The sequence below is a fragment of the Kitasatospora sp. NPDC127121 genome (genome assembly GCF_042677305.1).
Taxonomy (GTDB): domain Bacteria; phylum Actinomycetota; class Actinomycetes; order Streptomycetales; family Streptomycetaceae; genus Kitasatospora.
Genome location: NZ_JBHXTQ010000051.1, coordinates 24,005 through 42,615 on the forward strand (window position 1 = coordinate 24,005; position 18,611 = coordinate 42,615).

The following is an 18,611-nucleotide window of genomic DNA, read 5'->3' on the forward strand; positions in this document are numbered from 1 at the left end:
ATCGCTCTCTTGACTGGCGTCACCAACACGCCATACTGGCCTCACTCCCGCTCGCACGATGAGGTGCCCGCCCATGGAGCTATCCCCCTCCGCGCACGTGGACACGTTCTGCCGCGACCATCTCCCGCCCTTCGACCAGTGGCCCGAACTCCTCTTCGACATACCGGAGTTGGCCTATCCGGACCGACTGAACTGCGCCCAGGCGCTGCTCGACGCAACGATCACCCGGTACGGCCCCGACCGCCGCTGCCTGCTCACCCCGACCGGCCAGTGGACCTACGGCGAACTGCGCGACCACGCCGACCGGGTGGCCCGGCTGCTGACCGAGGACCTCGGCCTGGCCACCGGCAACCGGGTGCTGCTCCGCGGCCCCAACACCCCCTGGCTGGTGGCCTGCTGGCTCGGCGTCCTGAAGGCCGGCGGCGTGGCCGTCAGCACCATGCCGCTGCTGCGGGCCGCCGAACTGACCGGACTGCACCGGATCGCCCGGCCCGCCATCGCCCTGTGCGACCACCGCTACCTGGACGACCTCGCCCGCGCCGAGACACCCGGCCTGCGGGTGCTCCCCTTCGGCGGGCCCGGCCCCCAGGACCTGACCGCCCGCTGCGCCGCCAAGAGCGGCGGCTTCACCGCCGTCCCGACCGCCGCCGACGACGTCGCGCTGATCGCCTTCACCTCCGGAACCACCGGACGGCCCAAGGCCACCCTGCACTTCCACCGCGACGTGCTCGCCAACGCCGACACCTTCTCCCGCCACCTCCTGCGCCCCACCCCCGACGACCTGTTCGCCGGCACCCCGCCGCTCGCCTTCACCTTCGGGCTCGGCGGCCTGGTGGTCTTCCCGCTGCGCGCCGGCGCCGCCAGCCTGCTGCTGGAGCAGGCCACCCCCGAGCAGCTCGCCGAGCAGGTCCACCGGCACCGGGTCGGCGTGCTGTTCACCGCTCCGACCGCCTACCGGGCGATCCTGGCCGCCGGGCTCGCCGACCGCCTGTCCGGCGTACGGCGCTGCGTCTCGGCCGGCGAGCACCTGCCCGCCGCCCTCTGGGAGTCCTTCCACGCGGCCACCGGGCAGCGGCTGATCGACGGCCTCGGCGCCACCGAGCTGCTGCACGTGTTCATCTCCGCCGCCGACGGCGACATCCGCCCCGGCGCGACCGGCCGCCCCGTCCCCGGCTACCGGGCCACCGTCCTCGACGAGCAGGGCCGGCCGGTGCCGGACGGCGTGCCCGGCCTGCTCGCCGTCAAGGGCCCGACCGGCTGCCGCTACCTGGACGACGAGCGCCAGCGCGACTACGTCCGCAACGGCTGGAACCTCACCGGCGACACCTACCTCCGCGACCGGGACGGCTACTTCTGGTACCAGGCGCGCAACGACGACATGATCGTCTCGGCCGGCTACAACATCGCCGGCCCCGAGGTCGAGCAGGCCCTCGCCGCCCACCCCGACGTCGCCGACTGCGCGGTGGTCGGGGCGCCGGACGAACGGCGCGGCACGGTGGTGAAGGCCTACGTGGTGCTGCGCGAGGGCGCGCCCGCCGGGCCGGAGCAGGTGCGGAGCCTCCAGGAGCACGTCAAACGGACCATCGCCCCGTACAAGTACCCGCGCACGGTCGAGTTCGTCACCCGGCTGCCGCGCACCGCCACCGGCAAGCTGCACCGCGCCGAACTGCGCCGGCGGGCCGCGACCGCCCCGGCCAGCGTGGCGATCGAGCGCCGGGTCGAGTGGTCCGACACCGACGCCGCCGGGCACTACCACTTCTCGGCCGTCCAGCGCTGGGCCGAGGCCGCGGAGGCGGCGCTGCTGCGCCGGCTGGGCCTGGCCGAGCTGTTCGGGCGGATCCCCCGGGTGCACTTCGAGGCCGACTACCGCGAGCGGCTCTGGTTCGGCGACCTGGTCCGCACCGAGCTGCGGGTGGTCCGGGTCGGCGGCTCCTCGCTGCACTACGCCTTCGAGGTGCACGGCCCGCAGGGCCTGGCCGCGTCCGGGCGGATGTCGGTGGTGCACGCCGCGCCGAACGCCAAGGGCGCCGAGCCCTGGCCCGCGCCGGTGCGCCGCGCGCTGGCCGAGGCCGGACCGCAACAGCCGGAGGTGGTGCGGTGACCACCGCGGCCCGCACCACCACACCCGCCGCCGCCCGCACCAGCGCGGCCCGCCGCATCGCGGTGATCGGCGCCGGTCCGGGCGGGCTCTACTTCGCCGCACTCGCCAAGCGGTTGGCACCGCACCGGGAGATCACCGTCTTCGAACGCGACGGCCGACAGGACGAGTTCGGCTTCGGCGTGGTGTTCTCCGACGAGACGCTGGACGGCATCGCCCAGGCCGACCCGGAGGTCTTCGCCGCGATCGGCGCCGAGTTCGCCCGCTGGAGCGACATCGACGTGCGCTACGCGGGCGAGGTCCGCACCTGCGGCGGGCACGGCTTCGCGGCACTCGACCGCAACCGGCTGCGCGCGATCCTGCAACGGCGCTGCGAGCAGCTCGCGGTGGACGTGCGCTACCGCGCCCCCGCCCCTCCGGTCGACCGGCTCGCCACCGAGTACGACCTGGTGGTCGCCGCCGACGGCATCCACTCGGGCACCCGCGCGGCCTACGCCGACACCTTCCGGCCCGACCTGGACGAGCGGCACTGCCGCTACATCTGGCTCGCCACCGACAAGGTCTTCGAGGCCTTCACCTTCATCGTCGAGCGGTTCGACTTCGGCACCCTCCAGGTGCACGCCTACCCGTACAGCGCGACCCGCTCCACCTTCATCGTGGAGATCGCCGAAGACGCCTGGCGCCGGGCCGGGTTCGACGCCCTCGCCGCCCGGGAGCCGGCCCGCGGCGAGAGCGACGAGGCCAGCGTGCGGCGCTGCGCGGACCTGCTCGCCGGACACCTGGACGGCCACCGGCTGATCCCGAACGCCTCCCGCTGGATCAGCTTCACCACCGTGCGCAACGCCCGCTGGCGCCACCGCAACGTGGTGCTGCTCGGCGACGCGGCGCACTCCGCGCACTTCTCGATCGGCTCGGGCACCAAGCTCGCCCTGGAGGACGCCCTCGCGCTCGCCGCGAGCCTGCACGAACAACCGGCGCTGGAGCAGGCGTTGGCCGCCTACGAGGCGGAGCGGCGCCCGGTGGTGGAGTCCACCCAGCGGGCCGCGCAGGCGAGCCTGGAGTGGTTCGAGACGGTGGAGCGGCGCACCGGGCAGGGCGCCGACCGGTTCGTGTTCAACCTGCTCACCCGCAGCCGCCGGGTCACCTACGGCAACCTGCGGGCCCGCGACCCCGGCTTCGTCGACGCGGTGGACGCCGCCGCCGGCGGCCCGCCCGGAGTGCCGCCGATGTTCCGGCCGCTGAAGCTCGGCGCCCTGGAGCTGCGCAACCGCGTCGTGGTGCCCCCGCTCGCCACCTTCACCTCCACCGACACCCTGCCCAGCGGCTTCGACCGGGCCCAGCTGACCGCGCACGCGCTCGGCGGCGCCGGGCTGGTCCTCACCGGGATGGCCGCCGTCAGCCCCGGGGGCCGGGCCACCGACCGCTGCCCGGGGCTGTGGAACGACCGCCAGGAGACGGCCTGGCGCGAACTCGTCGACGCCGTCCGCGCGGTGAGCGACACCCCGGTCGGCCTCCAGCTGACCCACGCCGGCCGCCGGGGCGCCACCGCCGCACCCGGCCCGGACGGGATCGGGCGCCCGCTCGCCGACGGCTGGCCGCTGCTCGCCGCCTCCCCGCTCCCCTGGGGCCCGGACAGCCCTGCCCCGAACGCGGCCACCGCCGCCCAACTGGCCACCGTGGTCGCGGACTTCGCCGAGGCGGCGGAACGCGCGGCGCGGGCCGGCTTCGACGCGCTGGAGCTGCAGTTCGGCCACGGCCACCTGGTCTCCGGCTTCCTCTCACCGCTGACCAACCACCGCACCGACCGCTACGGCGGCCGACTCGCGCACCGGCTGCGGCTGCCGCTGGAGGTGCTGGCGGCCGTCCGCGCGCTCTGGCCGGCCGGGCGGCCGCTGCTGGTGCGGATCTCGGCCTGCGACTGGGCGCCCGGCGGCACCACCGCACCGGAGGCCGTCACGATCGGCCGCGCGCTGGCCGACGGCGGGGCGGACGCGGTGGACGTGTCCACCGGCGAGGTGGTCGCCCACCAGCGGCCGCCGTACGGCCGCGGCTACCAGACGCCGTTCGCCGAGCTGATCCGCGCCGCCACCGGCCTGCCGACCATCGCGGTCGGCGCGATCTCCGGGCACGACGACGCCAACTCCGTGCTGCTGGCCGGGCGGGCCGACCTGGTCGCGATCGGGCGGGCCCAGCTGTACGACCCGCTCTGGACGCTGCACGCCGCCGCCGAGCAGGGCTACACCGGGCCGGGCGCGCACTGGCCCGGCCCCTGGTCGGCGGGCAGCCGCAGACCGCCGGGCCCGAACGCCGACCGGGTCGCACCGCGCCTGCACCTGCCGGCCGAGCCCGCCGCGCCGGTGCACCGCCGCTGGCCGCCGCCCACCCCCGAACCGCGCTGAGCAGCCGAGGAGGAACCATGCCCGACCTGCCCCGCTTCACCGCCGCGGCCGTCCAGGCCGCCCCCGTCTACCTGGACCCGGCCGCCACCGTCGACAAGGCCGTCGCCCTGATCCACGAGGCGGCCCGCCACGGCGCCGCCCTGGTGGTCTTCCCCGAGGTCTTCGTCCCCGGCTACCCGTACTGGAACTGGACGATGAACCCGGTGCAGGGCTCGCCCTGGTACGAGCGCCTCTACCGCGCCGCCGTCGACGTCCCCGGCCCGTACGTGGACACGCTGCGCGCCGCCGCCCGGCAGGCCGGCGTGGTGCTGGTGATCGGCGTCAACGAACGCGGCCGGCACAGCCTCGGGGTGCTCTACAACACCCTGCTGATCATCGGCGCGGACGGCGAACTCCTCGATGTGCACCGCAAGTTGGTGCCGACCTGGGCCGAGAAGCTGACCTGGACGCCCGGCGACGGCAGCTCCCTGCGGGTGCACCGCACGGCCGTCGGCCCGCTCGGCGCGCTGGCCTGCGGCGAGAACACCAACACCCTGGCCCGCTTCACCCTGCTGGCCCAGGGCGAACTCGTCCACGCCGCCAGCTACATCGCCCTGCCGGTGGCCCCCGAGGACTACGACATGGCGGAGGCGATCGCGCTGCGCGCCGCCGCGCACTGCTTCGAGGGCAAGCTGTTCACCGTGGTCTCCTGCTCCACCATCTCGCCCGAGATGGTGGACCTGATCGCCGGTGACGACCACCAGGTGCGCAAGCAACTCGCCCGCCCGCGCAGCGCGTTGTCCGGAATCTTCGGCCCCGACGGACGCCCGGTGGGCGAGCCGCTGGTGGACGAGGAGGGCATCGTCTACGCCGAGATCGACCTCGGCCGGTGCATCCAGCCCAAGCAGATGCACGACATCGTCGGCCACTACAACCGCTTCGACGTCTTCCGGCTGCACGTGGACAACCGCCCGCTGCGGCCGCTGGTGTTCCCGGAGGAGCAGGCATGACCAGCCACGACGGCACGACCGACCGCCACGGCACCACCGACCCCCACGACACCACCGACCAGGGGCGCACGGCCGACCACGACGACGACCAGCTCGGCCGCGCCAGAGTCACCGACAGCCCCGAACTCACCGCCTACTACGAGGAACTGGCCGAACACGAGGCCGGCGCCCTGTGGACGGTGGCGAACGAGATCGAGCCCTGGTACCCGCAGCCCAAGTCGGTGCCGGTGCTCTGGCGCTACGCCGACCTGCGCCCGCTGGTCCGCAAGGCGCTGCCGCTGGTCAAGGCCGACGACGCCGGCCGCCGGGTGGTGATGCTGGTCAACCCCGGGCGCCGCGAACTGAGCGCCGCCGTCGGCCTGCTGTACACCGGCCTCCAGATCATGGGCCCCGGCGAGGCGATGACCGCGCACCGCCACCAGGCCGCCGCCCTGCGCTTCGTCCACGAGGGCACCGGCGCCTGGACGGTCGTGGACGGCCAGAAGCTCAAGGTCGGCCCGCGCGACTTCGCCATCACGCCCAACAACTCCTGGCACGAGCACGGCAACGAGTCCGACGACGCCCCGGTGATCTGGCAGGACGGCCTGGACATCCCGCTGGTCAACATGCTCGACGCGAACTTCTACGAGGTCCACCCGGAGCTCTACCAGCGGCCCGGCCCGGTGGTGAACTCCTCGCTGCTGAGCTACGGCGGCAACCTCCTCCCGTACGGCGTCGAGACCTGGAGCAGGCCCTACTCCCCCCTGCTCGGCTGGCCCTGGGAGCCCAGCTACCACGCGCTGTGCCAACTCGCCCGCGCCACCGACGGATCGCCGTACGACGACGTCATCATGGAGTACACCAACCCGGTCACCGGCGGCCCGGTGATGCCGACCATGGCCGCCCACCTGCAACTGCTGCGCCCCGGCCAGGCCACCCGCGCCCACCGCCACACCGGCTCGGTGGTCTACACGGCGGCCAAGGGGCGGGGCGTCTCGGTGATCGCCGGGCGGCGCTTCGAGTGGCAGCAGGGCGACGTCTTCGTCGTCCCGTCCTGGGCCTGGCACGAGCATGCGAACCTCGACCCCGGCGAGGACGCCTGCCTGTTCTCCTTCAACGACTTCCCGGTGATGCACTCGCTCGGCCTCTACCGCGAGGAGGCCCACCCCGCGCACGACGGGCACCAGGGCCCGGCCTGACCCGCAGGACACACCCCGGCCCACCATCGCCCGGTACCCCCAAGGAGCCCCGACCATGCACCTGTTGACCTATTGCACGGACGGCGACGAGACCCCGCGCCTCGGCGCCCGGCTCGGCGACCAGGTCGCCGACCTGACCGCCCTCGCCACCGCCGCCGGTGCCCGGCTGCCCGACGGCCTGCTCGGCCTGGTCCGGGCCGGCGAGGCCGCGCTGACCACCGCCCGCACGCTGCTGGCCCACGTCGGGCCCGGCCACCCCGCCGTCCGCCCGCTCGCCGAGGTGTCGCTGCGCGCGCCCCTGCGGCCCGGCAAGATCGTCGGCGTCGGCCTCAACTACGTGGAGCACGTCGCCGAATCGCACCGCACCCTGGACACCGAACGCGAACTGCCCGACCGGCCGGTGCTGTTCAGCAAGCCCGCGACCGCCGTCACCGGCCCGGGCCAGCCCATCCGGCACAACGCCGACCTGACCAAGCAGCTCGACTGGGAGTGCGAACTCGCCGTGGTGATCGGCGAACCGGCCTTCCGGGTGGCCGAGCAGGACGCCTGGCGGCACGTCTTCGGCTACAGCATCGTCAACGACGTCAGCGCCCGCGACCAGCGCCGCTCCGGGCAGTGGTTCTTCTCCAAAGGGCAGGACAGCTACGCACCGTTCGGCCCGGTCGTGGTCACCGCCGACGAGATCCCCGACCCGCAGGACCTCGACCTCTCGCTCAGGGTCAACGGCGAGCTGCGGCAGGACTCCAACACCCGCCACATGCTGTTCGGCATCGCCCGGCTGATCGCCGACATCTCCTCCGGTGTCACCCTCGAACCGGGCGACGTGATCGCCACCGGCTCCCCGTCCGGCGTCGGCGCCGGCCTGGTGCCGCCGCAGTTCCTCCAGCCCGGCGACCTGGTCGAGGCCACCATCGAGCGGATCGGCACCCTCGCCAACCCGGTGGTCGACGCCCGCTGAGCGGAGCACCCCACCCCGGCCAGCTCCCGAGAGGAGCCCCAGCACCCCATGACCACCTACCGGATCGGCCAGATCGTCCCCAGCTCCAACGTCACCATGGAGACCGAGGTCCCCGCCCTGCTGCGGGCCCGCGAGGCGGTCGCGCCCGAGCGGTTCACCTTCCACTCCAGCCGGATGCGGATGACCAGGGTCACCCCCGAGCAACTGCGCGCCATGGACGCCGAGTCCGACCGCTGCGCGGCCGAACTCTCCGACGCCCGGGTCGACGTGCTCGGCTACGCCTGCCTGGTCGCCGTGATGGCCACCGGCCCCGGCTACCACCGCGAGGCCGAACAGCGCCTGCACCGGCGCACCGCCGAGAACGGCGCCCCCGCCCCCGTGGTCACCAGCGCGGGCGCCCTGGTGACCGGCCTGCACACGCTCGGCGCCAAGAAGGTCGCCCTCGTCACCCCGTACCTGCGGCCGCTGGCCCGGACCGTGGTCGACTACCTGGCCCACGAGGGCATCGAGGTGCTCGACTACGCGGCCCTGGAGATCCCCGACAACCTCGACGTGGCCGCCCACGACCCGGCGCGGCTCCCCGCCATCGCCCGGCGCCTCGCCCACGCCGAGGCCGATGCGGTGGTGCTCTCGGCCTGCGTGCAGCTGCCCTCGCTGTCCGCCGTCGAGGAGGCCGAGCAGCAGCTCGGCAAGCCGGTCGTCTCGGCGGCGATCTGCACCACCCACCAACTGCTGCGCGCCCTCGGCCTGCCGGCCGTCGCCCCCGGCGCCGGGCACCTGCTCTCCGGCGCCTACGCCCACGCCTGACGCGGAGCTCCCACCGCTATGATCACCACGAGCTGCCGGGGAGGAGGCGCACCATGTCGGAGAGCACGCCCCGGCCCAGCTCCCTCATCCACACCGTGTACGGCGAGTTCGTGCGCCGCCTCGGCGGCTGGATCTCGATCGCCGACCTGATCGCGCTGATGGCCGAACTCGACGTCGACGGCCCGGCGGTGCGCTCGGCCATCTCCCGGCTGAAGAAGGCCGGCACCCTGTTCCAGGAGCGCCGCGACGGCACCGGCTACCGGCTCGCCCCGGCGATGGGCCCGGTCTTCGAGGAGGGCGACCGCCGGATCTTCCACAGCCTGGAGCCCGCCGAACTCGCCGACGGCTGGGTGGTCGCGGTCTTCTCGGTGCCCGAGTCCGAGCGCGCCCACCGCCACCAGCTGCGCTCCCGGCTGAGCTGGCTCGGCTTCGGCAACGCCGCCCCCGGCGTCTGGCTGGCGCCCGCCCGGCTGCTGCCGGACGCCCGGCGGCTGCTGGAGCGCCTCGGGCTGAGCGCCTACGTGCACCTGTTCCTGTCCGCCGAGTACGCGGGCTTCGCCGAACTGCGCACCGCGGTGGCCGGCTGGTGGGACTTCCCCGCGATCGAGGCGCAGTACGCGGCCTTCGACGACGCCTGGCGCCCGGTCGCCGCCGAACTGCGCGGCCGGCCGCGGGTCGACCCGGTCGAGGCGTTCCGCGACTACGTCCCGATGCTCACCCAGTGGCGCCGGCTGCCCTACCTGGACCCGGGCCTGCCCGAACCGCTGCTGCCCGCCGACTGGAACGCCGTCGCCGCGCGGGCCGTCTTCACCGAGCTGCACGCGCTGCTCGCCGAGCCCAGCCTGCGGCACGTCGAGAAGGTCACCGGCCTGCCGGCCGGCGCCCCACCCCACCAGGAGCCGCGATGACCGACCCCGCCCCCGCCGACCTCCTCGTCCGCGCCGCCGCCGTCCACACCCTCGTCCCCGGCCGGCCGCCGCAGCGGGCGATCGCCGTCACCGGAGCGCGGATCACTGCCCTGTCCGCCGACCCGCACGGCCTGGACGACCTGATCGGACCGGACACCGAGGTCCTGGACGCCCCCGCCGCGACGGTACTGCCCGCCTTCGACGACACCCACACCCACCTGATCCTGGCCGGCCACAGCGTCCACGGCGTCCCCGTCCACCGGGCCCGCGACCTCGCCGCCTTCCTCGGCCTGATCCGCGAACGCGCCGCCCGGACCCCGCCCGGCCAGTGGATCCACACCACCGTCAACTGGCAGGAGGTGCTGCTCGCCGAGCAGCGGCTGCCCACCACCGCGGAACTGGACGAGGCCACCGCCGACCACCCCGTCCTGGTCCGCCGCGGCGCCTACAACATGGTGCTCAACTCGGCCGCGCTGCGCCTCGCCGGCATCACCGACGACACCCCCGACCCGCCCGGCGGCCTGCTCGAACGCGACGACCGGGGGCGGCTCACCGGGCGGCTGGTCAACAAGGCGGTCGAACTGGTCGAGCGGGTGCTGCCGCGCCCCGCGCTCGCCGAACGGGTGGCCGGCCTGCGCGCCGCCTCCGCCGACTACGCCGCCACCGGCATCGGCACCGTCCGCGACTGCCTCGTCCCGGTCGAGGACCTCGACGTGCTGCTCGCGGCCCGGGCGGCCGGCGCACTCGCCGTCCGGGTCCGGGCGCTGGTCTCCGGCTTCGCCGCCCGCACCCCCGAGCAGGTCGACGAGCTGCTGGACCGGATGGACGCCTGGCGCGCCGCCGGCGAGGACGACGACCTGCTGCGGCTGTGGGGGGTGAAGTTCGGCATCGACGGCGGCTTCGAGGCCGGCGCGCTGGAGGAGCCGTACCAAGGCCGGCCCTGCTACCACGGCCGGCTGCTCTGGGAGCCGAAGGAACTGGTCGCGGCCGTCGACCGGGTGGTCGGACGCGGCTGGCGGGTCGGCGTGCACGCCTGGGGCGACCGCGGCCTGCGCACCCTGCTGGACGTCTTCGAGGAGGTGCTCGACCAGCGCCCCGGCCTGCCTCCCGGCACGCTGGTGGTCGAGCACGGCGGACTGGCCCGGGCCGACCAGCGGGCCCGGGCGATCGCGCTCGGCATCCCCGTCACCGTGCAGCACCCGCTGCTGCACGACGGCGCGCTCGCCCAGCAGCGGGCCTGGGGCGAGGAGCGGACCGCCGGGATCTTCCCGCTGCGCGAATGGCTCGACGAGGGCGCGCTGCTGGCCGCCGGCTCGGACTTCCCGGTCGGCCCGTACGGCGCGATGGTGTCGGTGTGGGGCATGACGACCCGCCGCACCACCGCCGGAGTGGTCGGACCCGAGCACGCCGTCGACCGGGCCGAGGCGGTCGCGCTGCACACCGTCCACGCGGCCCGGCTGATGGGCGAGAGCGCCGAACGCGGCAGCCTGCGGCCGGGGGCGCTGGCCGATCTGACGGTGTGGCCGGTCGATCCGCTGAGCTGCCCGGTCGACGTGCTGCGCGAGCTGCGGCCCGAGCGCACGGTCGTCGGCGGGCGGACCGTCCACCCCGCTCCCGCGTAACGGTCCACCACCACCGCGCACCGGGTCCAGCAGCACGAGCCGGACCCGGTGGTGGAACGCCACGGCGGCAGGGCAGTGCCCGGGGCGTGGCACCACCCTGCCGCCGAAACGTTCGACCGCCGAAGGGCCCGACCGCCGGGGCCGTCAGCCCCCGACGTAGGCCGCGAGGTGCTCGCCGGTGAGGGTGGAGCGGGCGGCGATCAGGTCGGCGGGCGTGCCCTCGAAGACGATCCGGCCGCCGTCGTGGCCGGCGCCCGGGCCGAGGTCGATGATCCAGTCGGCATGCGCCATCACCGCCTGGTGGTGCTCGATGACGATGACCGACTTGCCGGAGTCCACCAGCCGGTCGAGCAGCCCGAGCAACTGCTCGACGTCGGCGAGGTGCAGGCCGGTGGTCGGCTCGTCGAGGACGTAGACGCCGCCCTTCTCGGCCATGTGGGTGGCCAGCTTGAGCCGCTGCCGCTCGCCGCCGGACAGCGTGGTGAGCGGCTGGCCGAGGCTGAGGTAGCCGAGCCCGACGTCGGCGAGGTTGGCGAGGATGCGGTGCGCGGCCGGGATGCGCGCCTCGCCGGTGCCGAAGAACTCCTCGGCCTCGGTCACCGGCATCGCGAGCACCTCGCTGATGTCACGGCCGCCGAGGTGGTACTCCAGCACCGAGGCGTCGTAGCGCTTGCCCTCGCACTCCTCGCAGGTGCTGGCCACGCCGGCCATCATCGCCAGGTCGGTGAAGACCACCCCGGCGCCGTTGCAGTTGGGGCAGGCGCCTTCGGAGTTGGCGCTGAACAGGGCCGGCTTGACGCCGTTGGCCTTCGCGAAGGCCTTGCGGATCGGCTCCAGCAGCCCGGTGTACGTCGCCGGGTTGCTGCGCCGCGAGCCGCGGATGGCGCCCTGGTCGACGGACACCACGCCCGCGCCCCCCGGAATGGAGCCGTGCACCAGCGAGCTCTTCCCGGAGCCGGCGACGCCGGTGATCACGGTCAGCACCCCGAGCGGGATGTCGACGTCGACGTCGCGCAGGTTGTTCGCCGTCGCGCCGCGGATCTCCAGGGTGCCGTTCGGCTCGCGCACCGCCTTGCGGACGGCGGCCCGGTCGTCGAAGTGGCGGCCGGTGACGGTGCCGCTGGACCGCAGCCCCTCGACGGTGCCCTCGAAGCAGACCGAGCCGCCCGCCGTCCCGGCGCCGGGGCCGAGGTCGACGACGTGGTCGGCGATCGCGATGGTCTCCGGCTTGTGCTCCACGACCAGCACCGTGTTGCCCTTGTCCCGCAGCCGCAGCAGGAGTTCGTTCATCCGCTGGATGTCGTGCGGGTGCAGGCCGGTGGTGGGCTCGTCGAAGACGTACGTGACGTCGGTGAGCGCCGAGCCGAGGTGCCGGATCATCTTGACCCGCTGCGCCTCGCCGCCGGACAGCGTGCCGGAGGGCCGGTCGAGCGAGAGGTAGCCCAGCCCGATCTCCACGAACGAGTCGAGGGTGTGCCGCAGGGTCCCGAGCAGCGGCGCCACGGCCGGCTCGTCGAGGTCGCGGACCCAGGCGGCCAGGTCGCTGATCTGCATCGCGCAGGCGTCGGCGATGCTGGTCCCGCCGATCAGCGACGACCGGGCCGCCTCGCTGAGCCGGGTGCCCCCGCAGTCGGGGCAGGCGGTGAAGGTGACCGCCCGGTCGACGAACGCCCGGATGTGCGGCTGCAGCGCGTCCCGGTCCTTGGTGAGCATCGACTTCTGGATCTTCGGGATCAGCCCCTCGTAGGTGAGGTTGACCCCGTTGACCTTGACCTTGGTCGGCTCGCGGTGGAGGAAGTCCTGCATCTCCTTCTTGGTGTACTTGCGGATCGGCTTGTCCGGGTCGAGGAAGCCCGAGTTCGCGTAGATCCCCACCGTCCACCAGCTGTCGGTCTTCCAGCCGGGGATGGTGATCGCGCCCTCGGAGATCGACTTGGTGTCGTCGAAGAGCTGGGTGAGGTCGATGTCGGACACGCTGCCGCGGCCCTCGCAACGCGGACACATGCCGCCGGTGATGCTGAAGCTGCGCCGCTCCTTGACGGTCTTCCCGCCGCGTTCGACGGTGACGGCGCCCGCCCCGCTGATCGAGGGGACGTTGAAGGAGAACGCCTTGGGCGAGCCGATGTGCGGCTGCCCGAGCCGGCTGAAGAGGATCCGCAGCATCGCGTTGGCGTCGGTGGCGGTGCCGACCGTGGAGCGGGGGTCGGCGCCCATCCGCTGCTGGTCGACGATGATCGCGGTGGTCAGCCCCTCCAGCACGTCGACCTCGGGCCGCGCCTGGGTCGGCATGAAGCCCTGGACGAAGGCGCTGTAGGTCTCGTTGATCAGCCGCTGCGACTCGGCGGCGATCGTGTCGAACACCAGGGAGCTCTTGCCGGAGCCGGAGACGCCGGTGAACACCGTCAGCCGCCGCTTCGGGAGCTCGACGCTGACGTCCTTGAGGTTGTTCTCGCGCGCGCCGTGCACGCGGATCAGGTCGTGACTGTCGGCACCGGGTGCCGCCGGCGGCTGCGCGGCCGTCCTCGTGGGCTTGCTCATCGTCTTCCCCATCTGTGCGGCGGAGCCGCCGTCGCGGTGGATGATCGCCGGCCGCCGCACCCGGGAGGGGAGCCCCGTCCACCGGTGCCGGCCAGGCATGGCGGAAGCCTAACCGCCGCCCCGGAGACGGCCCGGCCGGTGGGCCCGCGGATCGGCGTCCGGTACCGGCCGCACGGCGTGGCACGACCGCCGGGGCGGCCGGACGGGGGAAACCCGCCCGACCGCCCCGGCGGGCGTCAGTCCTTCACCGCCCCGGACGGCTCAGTCCTTCACCGCGCCCGCCAGCCCGGACACCAGCTTGCGCTGGACCGCGATGAAGAAGATCAGCACCGGTACCGTCATCAGCGTCGACGCCGCCATGATGCCGCCCCAGTCGTTCTCGTCCGGCTTGAAGAAGACCAGCAGCGCGGACGGCAGGGTCTGGTTCTGGGTGGCGCTGATGATGAAGGTCTTCGCGAAGACGAAGTCGTTCCACGCGGCGATGAAGGAGAACACGCTGGTCGCGGCGAGGCCCGGCGCCACCAGCGGCAGCAGGATCCGCCACAGGATGCGGGTGCGGCTGGCGCCGTCGATCTGCGCGGCCTCCTCGATCGACACCGGGACGGCCGCGACGAAGCCGCGCATCATCCAGATGCCGAACGGCAGCGAGAACGCCAACTGCACCAGGATCAGCGAGGCGAGGGTGTTCAGCCCGATGCCCGGCGCGAACCGGCCAGCGTCGCGGAACATGAAGAACAGCGGGATGGTGAGCGCCTCGACCGGGATCATCTGGGCGATCAGGAACATCACCATGATGGTGGTGCGGAACCTGAACCGGAACCTGGTCACGGCCACCGCCGCCAGGAACACCACGACGGCCGAGAGCACCACCACCGACACCGCGATCACCAGGCTGTTCACGAAGTACCGGCCGAAGCCGTCCACGCTGAGCACCTGGCGGAAGCTCTCCAGCGTGGGGTGCGCCGTCCACGGCTTCGGGTCCAGCGACCGCACCTCGCCCTTGGGCTTGAACGCGGACAGCACCATCCAGAAGATCGGGAAGGCGGTGACCACGGCCAGCACGATCGCGCCGGTGTTGGCGGCGAGCCGCCAACGGCCGCGGGTGTTGCGGGTGTTACGGCTTCGGGTATTGCGGCTCCGGGTGGTGCCGGTTCCGCCGGTGCCGGTCCGGGAGTCCCGGACGGGGTTCAGGGCGCTCACAGTTCGTTCCCCGTCCGTCGCAGGGTGCGGATGTAGAGGACCGTCGGGATCACCAGGATCAGCAGCATGATCACGCCGATCGCCGCGCCGAGCCCGTACTGCGAGGAGGCGAACGCCTTCTGGTACGCGTACACGTTGAGCACCAGGTTCTGGCCGGCGATGCCGCCGCCCTCGGTCATCACGTAGATCTGGGTGAAGACCTTGAAGTCCCAGATCACCGACTGGATCACCACGATGGTCAGGATCGGCCGCAGCATCGGCGCGGTGATCCGGCGGAAGGTCGTCCAGGTGTTGGCGCCGTCCAGGGCGGCGGCCTCCATGATCTCCTCCGGGATCGCCCGGATCCCCGCGTAGAGGGTGACCATCACGAAGGGGAAGGAGTGCCACACCACGACGGCGCCGACGATCAGGAACGCCGTCCACTTGTCGTAGAACCAGTTGAACTCGTGGAAGCCGGTGAGCCCGAGCTTCACCAGCGTGTGATTGACCAGGCCGAGGTTGGTGTCGAACAGGAAGCTCCACACCGTCGAACCGGTCATCGCCGGCGCCGCCCAGGCCGCCATCGCGGCGGTGGTCAGCACCAGCCTGGGCCACCGCCCGACCTTGGTCAGCAGGACGGCGAGGGTCGCGCCGACGGCCAGGGTGGCGACCACGCAGAACGCGGCGAAGCCGACCGTCTGCAGCAGCACCGACCAGAACTGGCCGTCGCTCAGGATCTTCGAGTAGTTGCCGAAGCCGACGAAGGAGGTCGAGGCGCCCCCGGAGGCCTGGGCCTGCCCGAAGTCCAGCACGGACAGCAGGCCCAGCTGGTAGATCGGGTAGGCGACCAGCGGGATCAGGATGACCGCGGCCGGCAGGAGCAGCAGCAGCGGGGGCCGGCGGCGCCGGCCGCCCGAGGGTGCGGCCGGCGCCGTGCCCCCACGGCGCCCGCGCGGGGAAGGCGGCGCCGTCGGGGCGGTCGTGGTGGATGCGGACACGTGCGGGACCTGCTCTCTTCCGCGGACCAGGAGGTCGGTGCGGGACCAGGAGGTGGTACGGGACCAGAGGTTGGGGGTGGGTGGGCAGCCGCCGTCAGTGCGCGGCGAAGGCCGAGGTGATCTGGTTCGCGGCGTCGCCCGAGGCCTTCGCCACGTCCGCCTTGCCGGTGACCACCTGCTGCAGCATGGTCGGGATCACCGCCTGGGCGTCGATCTGCGCCCACGCCTGGTCGAGCGGGACGAACCTGGTGCCGGCCGCGATGGTGTCGGTGAACGGCTTCAGGAAGGCGTCCTTGGCGGCGACCTTGCCGCTGACGGACTTGAGCGTCGGCAGGTTGCCCATCGCGTCGTACATCTGCTCCTGGTACGCCGGGCCCGCCAGCAGTTCGGCGAATTCGAGGGCGAGCGTGCGGTGCTTGGCCGCCTTCATCACGCCGAGGTTGTTGCCGCCCGCGAACGCCGGGGCGATCGAGCCGGCCTTCTCCCCGGGCAGCGGCACCACACCGTACTTGCCCTTCACCGGGCCCCCGTCGACCTTGCTGCGGCTGGAGTTGGGCAGGATCGCCATCGCCGACTTGCCAGCCGCGAACAGGTCGACGGTCTTGCCGCCGGTGAGGTCGGCGCACTGCTGGGCGGGGCAGCCGTCGGCGCCGAAGAGATCGGTGTAGCGCTTGATCCCGGCCTGCGAGGCGGGCGAGTTGATGGCCGCCTTGTACGCGGAGCCGTCCTTGGCGGCGATGTCGCCGCCCGCGTCCCAGACGAACGGCAGCGCCCCGAAGGTGTACTTGCCGCCGACGGCGATGCCGAAGGTGTCGGGGTGCGCGGCGTGGATCTTCTGGGTGGCGGTGACCAGTTCGGCGTACGAGGTCGGCGGGGTCAGCCCGGCCTCGGTGAACAGGTCGCTGCGGTAGTAGAGCGCGCGCACGGCGACCCACCAGGGCAGGCCGTACGTCTTGCCGTCCACCACGGCGGTCTTGACGATCGCCGGGTCGAGGTCGCCCTTGTCCTGCCACTTGTCGAGGTCGGCGCCGATCTCGGCGAGGCCGCCGGCCGCGACGTAGCCGGGGAGGTCGGTGTTGCCGAACTCGACCAGGTCCGGGGCGCTGCCCGGGTCGTTGAAGGCGCCCTTCATCTTGGCCGCGCGGGCGGAGGCGTCGGTGTCGATGTAGCTGACCTTGACGGTGACGCCCTGGTGAGAGGCCTGGAACTCGCTCACCGCCTTGCCGACCACGGCCTCCTTGGCCGCGTTGCCCGCCTCGTTGTACAGCCAGACCTGGAGGGTGCCGGTCCGGTCGTCGGCGGCCTTGTCGCCGGCCGGCGCGGCGGTGCCCGGCGCGCAGGCGGTCGCGGCGAGGCAGCTGGCGGCGAGCACGGCGGCCGCGGCAGTCCGTCTGATGAGTCGCATGGGTGGAGAACCTCCCCTCCCGACAGTTGCCGCCGAGACGTGCGCCGCTGGGGACGGGTACGTCGAAGCAGGCCCTGACCGGGGCCGATGGTGGGTGTGGGTGGAGGACGGCCCGGACGCGTTGGGGGGCGTCCCGGGCAGGCCGGTACGGGGGTGCGGCAGGGCGGACCGTTCGGGTGGGGCGGCGTCGCCTGCTCGATGGCAGGGACGTTAAGCGCGGGCGATCGGCGCCAACAAGAGGGGGTTCGGGAAGTTTTGCACTGCACAACGTTGTGTCGAAGAAGCGGCGTTGCGAACGCGAACGGGTACCTTCTGACAACCGCCGCCGTCGAGCGGGGGAACACCGGCAGCACACGGCATCAGCACACGGCAGCAGTACACGGCAGCAGCACTCGACAGCGGAACGAGACAGGGGACGGACCACCCATGACGGAGACGGGGCCCGACGCGGAGACCGAGCGGCCCGCGGGCACGGCGGCCGACAGACCCACCGGCGCTGCGGCCGAACGACCCTCGGGCGCGGCCGCCGGGCGCAAACCCGCGACCGAACGCAACCAGTCGTCCTCGCTGCGCCGCGCGCTCGCCGTCCTCGGCCACGTCCGCGACCACAGCGACGGGCGCGGCGTCCCGCTCGCCCAGCTCGCCGAAGCGCTCGGCCTCAACAAGAGCACCGTGCTGCGGCTCGCGGGCCCGCTGCTCGACGAGCACCTCCTCGACCGCGACCGCGAGACCGGCTGGTTCCGGCTCGGCCACGGCTCACTGCGCCTCGGCCAGGCCTACCTCTCCACCCTCGACCTGCGCAGCGTCGCCGCCGAACACCTGCGCCGGCTCCAGCGCGAAGCCGGCGAGACCGTCCACCTGACCGTCTGGCAGGCCCCCGGAATCGTCTACCTGGACAAGGTCGAGGACGAGACCAACGTCCGCATGGCCTCCCGCGTCGGCAGCCGGGCCCCCGCCTACTGCACCGCCACCGGAAAGGCCATCCTCGCCTGGCTGCCCGACGAGGCCGTCACCGAGGTCGTCGCCGCGGGCCTGCGCCCGGTCACCGCCTGGACCATCTCCGACGAGACCCGGCTGCGCGCCGACCTCGCCCGGATCCGCGCCCGCGGCTACTCCATCGACGACCGCGAGAACGAACCCGAAGTCCGCTGCGTCGCCGCACCGATCTTCGACCACGCCGGCGAGGTCACCGCCGCCCTGTCGGTCTCCGGCCTGACCTCCCGCATGACCGCCGCCCGCGTCCGCGCCCTCGGCCCCGTCGTCGCCCAGGCCGGACTGCGGATCTCCCGCGAACTCGGCTCCGACCGCCAGCCGTCCTGAATCCCCGGCGGAACTCGCCCGCCCCACCAAGTCCTGACCGCGCACCGAAACAGCCCGAAAAAGCGAATGAGGCCCGGCGCCTTTTGAAAGGCACCGGACCCCGTCCGACTATTGGAGCGCCAGGCCCGGGTCGCACGGACTCTTCCTACTGAAAGTAGGACGTGCTCTGGTAGCACCACTGACGCCTGACGAGGAATCATCTCCCTCGCGAC

Annotated in this window: 13 protein-coding genes; 9 read left to right on the forward strand and 4 right to left on the reverse strand. The window is 73.3% G+C overall.

Features of this window, described 5'->3' with window-relative positions; genetic code table 11:
- The first annotated feature begins 73 nt into the window (after nucleotides 1-73).
- The 8 genes from ACFVHI_RS23930 to ACFVHI_RS23965 are packed head-to-tail and all read left to right on the forward strand — an operon-like array spanning nucleotide 74 to nucleotide 10,959.
- Nucleotides 74-2,101, forward strand: a complete 2,028-nt coding sequence (locus tag ACFVHI_RS23930; RefSeq protein WP_380342491.1) for an AMP-binding protein — start codon at nucleotides 74-76, stop codon at nucleotides 2,099-2,101.
- The gene (locus tag ACFVHI_RS23935) at nucleotides 2,098-4,497 is read left to right on the forward strand and encodes an FAD-dependent monooxygenase (protein WP_380342494.1); all 2,400 of its coding nucleotides are present in this window, start codon (nucleotides 2,098-2,100) and stop codon (nucleotides 4,495-4,497) included. The genes ACFVHI_RS23930 and ACFVHI_RS23935 overlap by 4 nt, the downstream gene beginning before the upstream one ends.
- A gap of 17 nt (nucleotides 4,498-4,514) precedes the next feature.
- Entirely contained in the window at nucleotides 4,515-5,486 is a 972-nt protein-coding gene (locus ACFVHI_RS23940) for a carbon-nitrogen hydrolase family protein (RefSeq protein ID WP_380342497.1), read from the forward strand.
- The gene (locus ACFVHI_RS23945; protein ID WP_380342499.1) at nucleotides 5,483-6,664 is read left to right on the forward strand and encodes a cupin domain-containing protein; all 1,182 of its coding nucleotides are present in this window, start codon (nucleotides 5,483-5,485) and stop codon (nucleotides 6,662-6,664) included. Before ACFVHI_RS23940 ends, ACFVHI_RS23945 begins: the two co-directional genes overlap by 4 nt.
- A 55-nt stretch (nucleotides 6,665-6,719) precedes the next feature.
- Nucleotides 6,720-7,622 (forward strand): fumarylacetoacetate hydrolase family protein, encoded by a 903-nt coding sequence (locus tag ACFVHI_RS23950; RefSeq protein ID WP_380342502.1) that lies wholly within the window; start codon nucleotides 6,720-6,722, stop codon nucleotides 7,620-7,622.
- Nucleotides 7,623-7,670: 48 nt separating this feature from the next.
- Nucleotides 7,671-8,429 carry an Asp/Glu racemase gene (locus tag ACFVHI_RS23955; protein ID WP_363371001.1) on the forward strand — a complete coding sequence of 253 codons (759 nt, stop codon included), beginning with the start codon at nucleotides 7,671-7,673 and terminating at the stop codon, nucleotides 8,427-8,429.
- 53 nt (nucleotides 8,430-8,482) lie between these two features.
- The gene (locus ACFVHI_RS23960) at nucleotides 8,483-9,337 is read left to right on the forward strand and encodes a PaaX family transcriptional regulator C-terminal domain-containing protein (RefSeq protein WP_063350258.1); all 855 of its coding nucleotides are present in this window, start codon (nucleotides 8,483-8,485) and stop codon (nucleotides 9,335-9,337) included.
- A complete protein-coding gene (locus ACFVHI_RS23965) occupies nucleotides 9,334-10,959 on the forward strand; it encodes an amidohydrolase (protein ID WP_380342506.1) in 1,626 nt (541 codons plus the stop codon). Before ACFVHI_RS23960 ends, ACFVHI_RS23965 begins: the two co-directional genes overlap by 4 nt.
- Nucleotides 10,960-11,103: 144 nt before the next feature.
- Here the strand turns inward: ACFVHI_RS23965 and ACFVHI_RS23970 are convergent, their stop codons facing one another.
- From ACFVHI_RS23970 to ACFVHI_RS23985, 4 genes are all read right to left on the reverse strand, one after another.
- A complete protein-coding gene (locus ACFVHI_RS23970; RefSeq protein ID WP_363371080.1) occupies nucleotides 11,104-13,497 on the reverse strand; it encodes an excinuclease ABC subunit UvrA in 2,394 nt (797 codons plus the stop codon).
- A gap of 261 nt (nucleotides 13,498-13,758) precedes the next feature.
- Nucleotides 13,759-14,688 (reverse strand): carbohydrate ABC transporter permease, encoded by a 930-nt coding sequence (locus tag ACFVHI_RS23975; protein ID WP_380342539.1) that lies wholly within the window; start codon nucleotides 14,686-14,688, stop codon nucleotides 13,759-13,761.
- Between the two features lie 5 nt (nucleotides 14,689-14,693).
- Entirely contained in the window at nucleotides 14,694-15,674 is a 981-nt protein-coding gene (locus tag ACFVHI_RS23980; RefSeq protein WP_380342509.1) for a carbohydrate ABC transporter permease, read from the reverse strand.
- 94 nt (nucleotides 15,675-15,768) lie between these two features.
- A complete protein-coding gene (locus ACFVHI_RS23985; RefSeq protein ID WP_063350255.1) occupies nucleotides 15,769-17,079 on the reverse strand; it encodes an extracellular solute-binding protein in 1,311 nt (436 codons plus the stop codon).
- Between the two features lie 426 nt (nucleotides 17,080-17,505).
- On the opposite strand from ACFVHI_RS23985, the gene ACFVHI_RS23990 reads away from it, so the two are divergent.
- A complete protein-coding gene (locus ACFVHI_RS23990; RefSeq protein WP_079136066.1) occupies nucleotides 17,506-18,399 on the forward strand; it encodes an IclR family transcriptional regulator in 894 nt (297 codons plus the stop codon).
- Nucleotides 18,400-18,611 lie beyond the last annotated feature (212 nt).